Raw genomic sequence first — 9,459 nt, 5'->3', positions numbered from 1 at the left:
CCCGCAAGATCTCACTCGCGATGGCGGTAAAATTTATCGCTTACACGATGATGGCCGTATCCCAAGCGACAATCCGTTTGTTAAACAAAAAGATGCAAAACATGCGGCATGGTCTTATGGGCACCGTAATCCACAAGGCATGTGGTTTAATAATCAAAACAATATTTTATGGTCTCACGAGCACGGACCACGCGGCGGCGATGAACTTAATATTATAAAAAAAGGCGCTAACTACGGATGGCCTTTAGTAAGTTATGGCGTTAACTACAGTGGTACCAAGTTTACCGACCTTAAAGAAAAAGACGGCATGCAATCGCCTGTATTACATTGGACCCCTTCAATTGCCCCCTCCGATATGTTGTATGTAACGAGTGATAAATACCCAAAGCTTAAAGGTAAGCTATTACTAGCATCAATGAAATTTGCATTCATTAGCGCACTAGAACTCTCAAAGGGCAAGGTTGTTAAGCAATATAAAATACTCGATGGAATTGGCAGAGTACGCAGCCTAGCCCAAGGCAGCGATGGTTTTATTTATTTAGGTATTGATGGACAAGGTATTAAACGCCTAGAGCCAGAAACGTAAGCACTAGAACCAGAACTAGCACACAGTACGTTAATAACTACACCGTGTTTACTTTGCGCTTTTAAAGCGCAAAGTAAACATTTTCACCAAACAAAGAACTATTAAGCCAATTAATGCGTACACTAAATACATATAATTTAATAAATTAAGAGAATAATAATGTTTTCATTTTTAAAGCCTGACCCAATAAAAAAACTGCGTAAAGAATACGACGTAAAACTAGAGCAAGGCATGCAGGCACAAAGAAAAGGCGACATTAAAAGCTTTGCAATGTTAAGTGCAGAAGCCGAAAAAATCTGGAGTGAAATAGAAACTCTAGAGGCTAAAAAAGCCAAGTGAGTAAATATGCTAAACGAGGCTCTACTATAAAAGCACAGAGCTTCGTTTAGTAAATAAATCGTAAATTCGTATAGCCCCTACTTATACAGGTTTAGTATTTTTTAATTACTGCCAAGTAAAAGTAGTCATTAAATATCACCCTACCATTACTTTAAAACTTCAGATAAACAGCCAAATCTCACTTCATAAAACAAAATAAATCACTGTGGGTCTAAACTGTTTTATATATTGTCTCATAATATTATTAAAAGTCGTTTTGAGATTTGACAACAAAGCTTATTTTACAACTCGTATAAACAACTGTTTACAATAGCGTTTTTAAGTGGAATTATTAGATAATGTAATGCAAGCTATTTTGGGGAATTATAAACCCTAAAGTAAAATTTAATAAAGTTTTATGCCGCAAAGGAGTGTTCATTGAGCATCGAAATTATTTCCACGAACTGTCTAACAAAGTCTATAGAATGTGAACAGGTAACAGAACGCAATTTATTAAAAATAAAAATCCCTAAAGCTCGTGCCTTTAAATATATCACTTTAAATGAAGGAATTGCTCAGTTCGCTGTAGAGCGTAATATTAACTTTCTTGATTATCGGTTTATTGAAGGTTATGAAGCTATTTGGTCACAAGAGCATGATGTTATTGAATGTGAGATAGAACTACCACAAAGAGGCTTTGTTTTTGATCGAATTTTTCGCAGCAATAAAGATGTTTCTGAAGCTGGGAAACTAATTATTGATACACACCTTACGAATGTAAAGGTCGAACTATCTGAAGTATCATATGAGTTTCACCTCCTAGATATATATAAAGATACAGCTCGTTCTCGACCAATGATGGATATTGAACGGTTTGATAGAAGAAAAAACTGGGCTACTTCTCTAAAGATTACAGGGGTGAATGTTACTAGCCATGACAAAGCAAAAGAAATAATAGAGACTATTTTTGCATCAATATGCTTCCAGTTTGACTGCAAAACAAATCTCCCATTAATGCTTGCGGTAGAGCGAAGTTTTTCAAGCGTTAAAACTGATAACTCAGCCACGGAAAACCTAGAGTTAACTGCAGTTAATCAGAAGTATGATACCGAAGCATTGTCATTATATTGGTATGCACAATCTTCTATTGGCATGCCACTGTTACAGTATTTAGCTTTATACCAAGTCATTGAATTTTACTATCCAATATATTCTGAGTTGGCTGCTCAAAAGAAAGTTGCCAATACTCTTAAAGACCCTTGCTTCAATTCTCATAATGAAAAAGATATAGCTAGAATTTTTAATATAGTTAAGTCTGCTTCATCTGCTCGGTCAGAACTTTCTCAACTGGAGTCTACCTTCAGGGAATGCATCGATGTAAGTTTGCTTCGAGACTGGCTAAAGTCTGAAAATAACAGAGAGGAATATTTTCGGTCAAAAAATGCAGTTAAACTTTCTGAATATCAAGTAAATTCCAATGCAGACGATGGTGATTTATTAAAGCAGGTATGGCAAAGGTTTTATAATATAAGATGTCGAATAGTACATACAAAAGGAGCAGAGGGAGAGTTAGATGTACTTCACCCTCAAAGTAAAGAAGTTAAAAATTTGGGTTATGATATTGAACTGGCTAATTTCTTAGCACATCGAGTACTTATCTCATCTAGTAAACCAATCAATGCGGCATAACAAGCCATTGAAATGGGATTTTGGTTTTCCCCCAATTTAGTGAACACCTCCTCTTAACATCGAGGAGGAAAAAGTAGAAATACGCTGCTATTTCCCATACACATTCTCAGGATTTATTTGCATTAGCAGTGCGGGGTTATCTATCGGTTTGAACCCGTATTGCGCATAAAGACCATGCGCATCAGAAGTCGCTAATAAAAAGCGCCTGAGCCCTTGCAGCTCAGGGTGCTCTACTATTGTTTTAATAAGTAACTTACTCAGCCCATTACCTTGCAAGTGCGGAGTAATAAATACATCGGCTAAATAGGCAAAGGTTGCTTTATCGGTCACTACTCGGGCAAAGCCAACTTGTTCGTTATGAGCGCTGTAAACACCAAAGCACATTGAGTTATCAATAGCTGATTGCATCACGCTTTTAGGAATGCCTTTGGCCCAATAGCTATTAGCAATAAAGTTATAAATAACGTTAAAGTTAAGTTTACTTTTGTCTGTGCTGATTGAGTAATCACTAATGTTTGCGGTCATAAGTTAATAGTCTTTTTTACCAATGTTTTTATAAACATTCTTATAGAAAGTCTTTAACGTTCCTATAGTCTATAAATAATTTTTAACGTTTTTAAGCTGTTTGTCGTGTACCTTTGAAAGTACTAATAGCGAGCAAATAGCCCCAAATAACGCCAGTCCCATATCTGATTGGGTATCCCACACGTAACCTTGCGTGCCTAAAAATGCTTCTGCGTTTTCGCCGCTTAATACTGCAACCCACCATTCTATTAATTCGTAAAACGCGCTAAATGCTAAACATACCGAAATAACAAAGGTGATTAACCAACCTTTGCCGTTTACTACTTTTTTGCGCAGTAAAATTTCGCGTGCTAGTAGTGCTGGTACAAAACCTTGAAAAAAGTGCCCTACCTTGTCGTAGTTATTACGCTCGCTACCAAATAGGTTATCGAAAAAAGGGACTTCGGCGTAGGTGTAATGCCCGCCAATCATCAGCACTATGCAATGCGCTAAAATAAATGTATATAAAATAGGGGTAAGTTTAAAATGGCTATAGGTACTTGCTAGCAGCACTAAACCAATAATTGCGGGGATAACTTCAAGCAGCCATGTAAATTGATCTTTTGGGTTAATACCAGACCAAATTAATACAATAAAAAACAGGCTCAACCATAAATACTTCATTTAGAATCCTTTTCTAAATTGATCAAATTTACGGCATTTTACGCCTTTGAAATAAACGACGCTACCTATAGTTTGTTTTTGCAGTAATGCGATTAAACAAAGTAGGAAAAAAGCGCTTAATTGTAGGCGCCCAACCACTCAAACCTTTGCCAATAATCACTTCGTCTTTTTTATTGCTAATGGCACGAATCATTTTTGAAGCAGCTACGCTTACATCCATCCCATTTTCTATCGATTCTTCTGGTTTATTTTGAGCTATGCCTTGCTCGTTTAGTGAGTTATGCGCAATTGCTGTTTTAATAGAGCCTGGGCAAATTGTTAAACAATGAATGTTATGTTGTGCTACTTCTGCTCGTAGGCAATCCATAAAACCAACCACCGCATATTTAGAACCCGAATAACCTGTTCTAAATTTTGACCCAACTTTACCCGCCACACTACTAATAGACACAATTGAGCCACTGCGCCTTGCCACCATAGTAGGCAATACAGCTTTAGTAAGTGCAATTGAGCCAAAGTAATTAACCTCCATTAATTGGCGGTACACGTTAAAGTCGTTTTCTAAAAATAAGCTACGCTGAGATACGCCGCCGTTATTAATTAAAATATCTATTACAGGAAGCTCGCTCATGTTTGCTGTTATTGTACTCAGTACATGCTCTGGCTGGGCTAAGTCCAGCGGCAAAACTAAGTGCCCTTCGCCTTTAAGCGTTGCTTTTAAATCGTTTAGTTTATCTACATTGCGCGCCGATAAAATAACGCGCGCGCCAAGCTCGGCAAATTGTATAGCAAGCTCTTTACCAATACCTGATGATGCGCCGGTGATCCACACGGTTTTATTATTATATTGCATGCGTTATCTGCCTTTTATTATTATTTATTAAGTTTTATTAAGGTACTTAGAAAAGTATTTTACGCCTTTGTAGGACCAGCTATCGCGTTTACTTCATCTTCTAATGTTTTGTAAAAACCCATTAAAAATAGTAGTTCAACAGTTACGTACAAAGGGCCAATAATTAAACCCATTAGGTCATCTACAAACGCTGGTTTTTTACCTTCGTAATAGTGCCCAATAAACTGCAGTACCCAACCAAATACAAACACACTTAGGCCAATACTCAACCAAGGCCAAAACGACATTGCCGCAATAGGCTGAGCACCAACAAGGAGTAAAGTGAATATCACGGCCATAATAAAGCCAAGCGAAAAGCTCAGCATAAAATAATAAACAACCGACGCTAATACAAAAAGTTGTGCGCCATCAATTACTACACTACCAAGGGGGATTTGAATACGCGCTAGTAAACACAACGCTGCAAATACAATGAGCGGAATACCAATAAAGTGCGTTAGTACATTACGTTTAGAACGATGATATAAACCATATTTACCAAGTTGCTGTTGAAGTGTTTTCATTGTTTTGCCTTTATTTTTATATATAAAACTTACTTTAGCAAAAGTAAGCATAGCAACAATGTCAGGTATCCGACATTTTGTAAATTAAACAAATGCAGAAATTATTTTACCCGGCTCATGCTCATCTTGCATATCCGTTCGCTCGCGCCCTTTTTGATACTCTTGCTCAAGCATTTTTTGAAGTTCCTCTATTTTATTAGCAATTGCGCTAGGGTCTGCGCCCTGACCTTGTAGCTCTTTAGTGAGCTCTTCTATTGTCGCTTTTAGCTCGTCTATTTTGTCTTTGTTTACACCTAAGCGCTGATAAACCAGCGCTTCTTGGGCACCTTCTAAAAACGTTTGATCTTTAGGCGTTGAGCTTATGCCTTTAACACCATTTGGTTTTTCATTAGGGAGGGTATTAGTTGCCGCAACTTCGCTTGAACCTGCCGCTTTATTTACTGTAGGAGAGTTATAATTACTATATTGATTTTTAAAGGTTATTGTAGTCATTAGGTCAAATCCATTGTTGCGTTACATTATCTGTAGCAATTTTGGTTCCAACTAAATAAAAAAGTCTCTATTTAAGCTTGTGTAGCACGCGCCTGTAACTTTTGTTTATCTAAAACAGTTATGCGTTGATACCCCAAACTAATGGCTTGTAGGCTAACAAGCTGTTGCAGTATTTGATTAATAGTTTGGCGCGTTAGGTAGGTCATATCAGCAAGTTGCTGCTGAGATAAAACAAGCGGTGTTAAGTGCTCAGTATGTTCGCTAAGCATTAAAAGTCGATTGCATACTTTTTGCTCAGCGCTTAGTAATGCGTGATCTTCCATTGAGGTAAACATTAGGCGTAACTTTTGTGCCAGCAATAAACCAAACTCTTGCCAATATTGTGGCTGCTTGTTTAATAGCTGTTCAAGCTCGCGTTGGGGCACGTAAAAAAGCACAACATCAGTTTGTGCATATACATCATGAGTGCGCAGGCCACCATCAAACAAGGTAACTTCGCCAAACCACAGTGATGAATCAATAAAGCTCAATACAGCTTCTTTGCCTTCGTTACTTACGCCACTAATACGCACCACGCCGCTAAGTACGGCATAAATTCCATCGTGCTTATCACCTCGCAAAAATAATGATTGCTGAGCCTTTAGTGAGAGCGTTTTGCCCTGCGTTAATAAAAAGCTTTTTAAATAAGCGCTACGGTTTTTAAACCAATGCCCTTGCTCTATAACGTTTTGCTGCTGTGGAGTCATTATTTACTGCATTTGCTTATTAAATGGCTGTTTTTCGATAACCAATTTTTTAGGGAAATTTAAATCGGTTGCTATAACAAAATCATCGTAAGGATCATTACCCGAAAACAGCTCAGTTATTAATGTATCGTTTTTATAAACATTAACGGTTACACCGCTGCCCATACCGCCTGAGTTAATAATATAGTAGTGATATTCGCCGTTACTAAAAAATAAAATACTCTCGCCAATACGCCCTACTTGCCTGTAGTAACTGCCAAATGGAGCATTCGGTGTTGCTTCTTTTTCAAGCCCTATGTCATTAACTCTACCAAATCGATAACTAAGCGATGAGTCATCTTTTGCAACACAAATAGAAAGCACTTTATCGGTAGGCTCTAACTTGTAGGCTGTATTTTCATCTGGGTTACGCACAACTTTATGCATTTTTGCGTTAATGTAGGCTGCTTCATTACTTTTACAATGTGTTGCTAGCATACCGACCACTAAAGCGGGTTCGTGTGTTTGAGCTGCTGAAGGCGTGTTTACTTTGAGATTAGAGGGTGAGTTACTTACATTATTATTTAGCTGAGGACTACCTTGAATTGCCATACTTTGGTCGTCACAACCAAACAATGCAAACAAGAAGAAAGAATAAAAGCTCGCTAAAAATTTAATGCGCATAATAAAATCCATCTATGAGAGAGCCTTTAAAATAGCGATAAAACTAGCGACTCGCAACACCTTATGCGCAATACTTTATAAGTTTATTTTTAAACCATCTTCTGCAAAAACTACGTTACTTTTTAGTGATTTAATTAACGATTTTTTAAACAACTACTGGTTTTTAATGACCGATACATAAACTGAGATAGAACCGCCGCTTGATGCGATTGCTTCAATTGCGTTGTACATAATCACTACATCGGCATTTTCGCTAAGTTAGCAAATGTACCTATTTTTTGTTGAGTGACCAACGGCCGATTTATTAATTTTAGCTAGTATTAAAAGCTGATTTAAACACCTTATAAAAATGTGTAAATAACTAAATTAATCAATAATTGGTTTTCTTATAATAAAATGTTGTTACAGCACTATTGCAAACGGCTTTTTATAACCAATTGTAATTTATGATTTAAATAAAATTAAATCCAAAAAACATACATTTTAAAAACAATTTAGTCTCATTTTATTAAAACAACAGTTGACCCTATTCAAAATATAAACTAGCATTTCTGGAAGCGCTTCCACAAATCCTAGTTAAACAGATTTTTCTGGAAGCGCTTCCACACATTTGACAATGTTTATAACTACACAATAACAGCCCCATACAAGCTGTTAATAATAATGATAAAAGCGCGAGGGAAACCGAATGTCCAACCATATTGTAAGAAAAACAAAGATAGCGACCAGCCTATCTCTGATTTTAGGTGCATCAATCTCTTTGCCTGTATATGCACAAGAAGCAAATACAGATGTTGAAGTAATCCAAGTTACTGGTTTTAAAAGCAGTATTAAAGAGTCGACTCGTTTAAAACGCGACGCCGCCGGTGTTGTAGATGCTATATCAGCTGAAGATATTGGTAAATTCCCAGATACCAACTTAGCCGAGTCGCTACAGCGTATTACGGGTGTGTCGATTGATCGCTCAAATGGTGAAGGCTCTAAAGTAACGGTTCGTGGTTTTGGCCCCGACTACAATATGGTAACCCTAAACGGGCGTACAATGCCGGCGGCATCTTTGCCTGCAGGCGGTGGTACACCCAGCTCTCGTGCATTTGATTTTGCAAACTTAGCGTCTGATAGCGTTAAATCGGTTGAAGTATATAAAACTGGTAAAGCAAGCATTGCATCAGGTGGTATTGGCGCAACAATTAATATTAATACCGCTCGCCCACTTGATAACCCAGGCTTTGTTTCAAGCATTGGCGTAAAAGCTTTACACGACTCAACAAACCGCGTTGGTGATGACATAACACCTGAGCTTTCGGGCTTAATTAGCTGGACCGACAGTGAAGCTAAATTTGGTGCCTCGTTAACTGCAAGCATGCAACAGCGCGATAGCTCATCAACAGGTGCGTTTGTAAATCAATGGAATACATCAGCTTTTGACGGCACAATCCCACAAGCTGCAGACGATATTGTTTTAACTAATGCACCCGCCGTTGGCCAGCTTTATTCAATGCCATCAGATTTGCGCTACACCATTGCCGACAGAGAACGTACTCGTACAAACGCGCAATTAACGCTGCAATACAGCCCTATTGACGATTTAACAGCCACGCTTGATTACACATATTCTAAGCAAGATTTATTCGAAGCCCGTGCTGAGCAATCAATTTGGATGGATAACTACAAAAGCGCGCTAACGTTTGACGATAACACGGTAAAAACCCCGATTTATTACCGAGAAGAACGTCGCGATCAGCAAACACGCGATTTAGGTTTAGCGTTTCAAGAGCTAAACCAAGTTAACCAAAACGATTCTATTGGTTTAAACGTTGAGTACTATTTCAACTCAGAATTAAGCTTTATGTTTGATGCGCACAATTCAAAAGCCACTAGCAAACCAGATGCACCTTACGGCAGCTGGGTAAACGCAGGCTTAGGCGCAAACGTAGTTAACGCACAAGAAGTTGATTTTAGCCGCGAGCTTCCATCAATGAGTATCGATTTTGATGATTGCCGCCGAGACAACCTAAATTGTAATAACACATTAGATGCCTCTGATGTGGGTACGTCTATTTTAGATTCTAACTTTGCTCGCCAAGAATCTGAAATCACAGAATTTAGAATCCATGGTAAATACGAAATTGAAAACGGGGCAATTGACTTTGGTATAGAGTCTCGCTCTATGGAAAGCCATTCACTGCAATCACTTACACGTAATACAATGGGTAACTGGGGTATAGAAAACCCAGGCGAACTACCTGATGGCTACCTAAACCCAACAAACTTTTTAGCTGAGTTTGACGACTACGATACATCGGGCTCGTTCAACCAAGGTTATACTGGCAGCGCATCTCAAATTGGTTACTGGGCAGG

11 protein-coding genes are annotated in these 9,459 nt (G+C 38.1%); 4 read left to right on the top strand and 7 right to left on the bottom strand.

The window, feature by feature from the left end; genetic code table 11:
* The 3 genes from L652_RS0103600 to L652_RS0103590 all read left to right on the top strand — a co-directional run.
* A partial coding sequence (locus tag L652_RS0103600) for a PQQ-dependent sugar dehydrogenase (RefSeq protein WP_024595501.1) occupies positions 1–586 on the top strand: 586 nt, incomplete at its 5' end.
* 159 nt (positions 587–745) lie between these two features.
* Positions 746–925 carry a DUF6435 family protein gene (locus L652_RS0103595; RefSeq protein ID WP_002959772.1) on the top strand — a complete coding sequence of 60 codons (180 nt, stop codon included), beginning with the start codon at positions 746–748 and terminating at the stop codon, positions 923–925.
* A gap of 417 nt (positions 926–1,342) precedes the next feature.
* Positions 1,343–2,593, top strand: a complete 1,251-nt coding sequence (locus L652_RS0103590; protein ID WP_024595500.1) for a hypothetical protein — start codon at positions 1,343–1,345, stop codon at positions 2,591–2,593.
* An 87-nt stretch (positions 2,594–2,680) separates the two neighbouring features.
* Here the strand turns inward: L652_RS0103590 and L652_RS0103585 are convergent, their stop codons facing one another.
* From L652_RS0103585 to L652_RS0103555, 7 genes are all read right to left on the bottom strand, one after another.
* Positions 2,681–3,118, bottom strand: a complete 438-nt coding sequence (locus L652_RS0103585) for a GNAT family N-acetyltransferase (RefSeq protein ID WP_029753188.1) — start codon at positions 3,116–3,118, stop codon at positions 2,681–2,683.
* Between the two features lie 69 nt (positions 3,119–3,187).
* Complete coding sequence (locus tag L652_RS0103580) at positions 3,188–3,781, bottom strand: DUF2238 domain-containing protein (RefSeq protein WP_024595499.1); 594 nt, start codon at positions 3,779–3,781, stop codon at positions 3,188–3,190.
* A gap of 61 nt (positions 3,782–3,842) precedes the next feature.
* Positions 3,843–4,634, bottom strand: a complete 792-nt coding sequence (locus tag L652_RS0103575) for an SDR family oxidoreductase (protein ID WP_024595498.1) — start codon at positions 4,632–4,634, stop codon at positions 3,843–3,845.
* Between the two features lie 59 nt (positions 4,635–4,693).
* Positions 4,694–5,197 (bottom strand): Mpo1-like protein, encoded by a 504-nt coding sequence (locus L652_RS0103570; protein WP_024595497.1) that lies wholly within the window; start codon positions 5,195–5,197, stop codon positions 4,694–4,696.
* A gap of 84 nt (positions 5,198–5,281) precedes the next feature.
* Entirely contained in the window at positions 5,282–5,689 is a 408-nt protein-coding gene (locus tag L652_RS0103565) for a hypothetical protein (protein ID WP_024595496.1), read from the bottom strand.
* Positions 5,690–5,760: 71 nt separating this feature from the next.
* Positions 5,761–6,435, bottom strand: a complete 675-nt coding sequence (locus L652_RS0103560; RefSeq protein WP_002961843.1) for a Crp/Fnr family transcriptional regulator — start codon at positions 6,433–6,435, stop codon at positions 5,761–5,763.
* Positions 6,436–6,438: 3 nt separating this feature from the next.
* Positions 6,439–7,098, bottom strand: coding sequence for a hypothetical protein (locus tag L652_RS0103555; protein ID WP_240915870.1), 660 nt, complete (start codon positions 7,096–7,098; stop codon positions 6,439–6,441).
* Positions 7,099–7,786: 688 nt separating this feature from the next.
* On the opposite strand from L652_RS0103555, the gene L652_RS0103545 reads away from it, so the two are divergent.
* Positions 7,787–9,459: TonB-dependent receptor (locus L652_RS0103545; protein ID WP_024603295.1), on the top strand; the 1,673-nt coding region annotated here is incomplete at its 3' end.

The organism is Pseudoalteromonas sp. TB25, assembly GCF_000497995.1.
Lineage (GTDB): Bacteria > Pseudomonadota > Gammaproteobacteria > Enterobacterales > Alteromonadaceae > Pseudoalteromonas > Pseudoalteromonas distincta.
The sequence above is the reverse complement of the archived record's forward strand: the minus strand, read 5'-3'. Positions and strand labels throughout refer to the sequence as shown.

What these genes read in the sequence shown, in the direction of transcription:
- L652_RS0103565 (WP_024595496.1), bottom strand. Translation starts at nt 5,689, where the DNA reads ATGACTACAATAACCTTTAAAAATCAATATAGTAATTATAACTCTCCT.
- L652_RS0103595 (WP_002959772.1), top strand. Translation starts at nt 746, where the DNA reads ATGTTTTCATTTTTAAAGCCTGACCCAATAAAAAAACTGCGTAAAGAA.
- L652_RS0103570 (WP_024595497.1), bottom strand. Translation starts at nt 5,197, where the DNA reads ATGAAAACACTTCAACAGCAACTTGGTAAATATGGTTTATATCATCGT.
- L652_RS0103555 (WP_240915870.1), bottom strand. Translation starts at nt 7,098, where the DNA reads ATGCGCATTAAATTTTTAGCGAGCTTTTATTCTTTCTTCTTGTTTGCA.
- L652_RS0103585 (WP_029753188.1), bottom strand. Translation starts at nt 3,118, where the DNA reads ATGACCGCAAACATTAGTGATTACTCAATCAGCACAGACAAAAGTAAA.
- L652_RS0103575 (WP_024595498.1), bottom strand. Translation starts at nt 4,634, where the DNA reads ATGCAATATAATAATAAAACCGTGTGGATCACCGGCGCATCATCAGGT.
- L652_RS0103580 (WP_024595499.1), bottom strand. Translation starts at nt 3,781, where the DNA reads ATGAAGTATTTATGGTTGAGCCTGTTTTTTATTGTATTAATTTGGTCT.
- L652_RS0103560 (WP_002961843.1), bottom strand. Translation starts at nt 6,435, where the DNA reads ATGACTCCACAGCAGCAAAACGTTATAGAGCAAGGGCATTGGTTTAAA.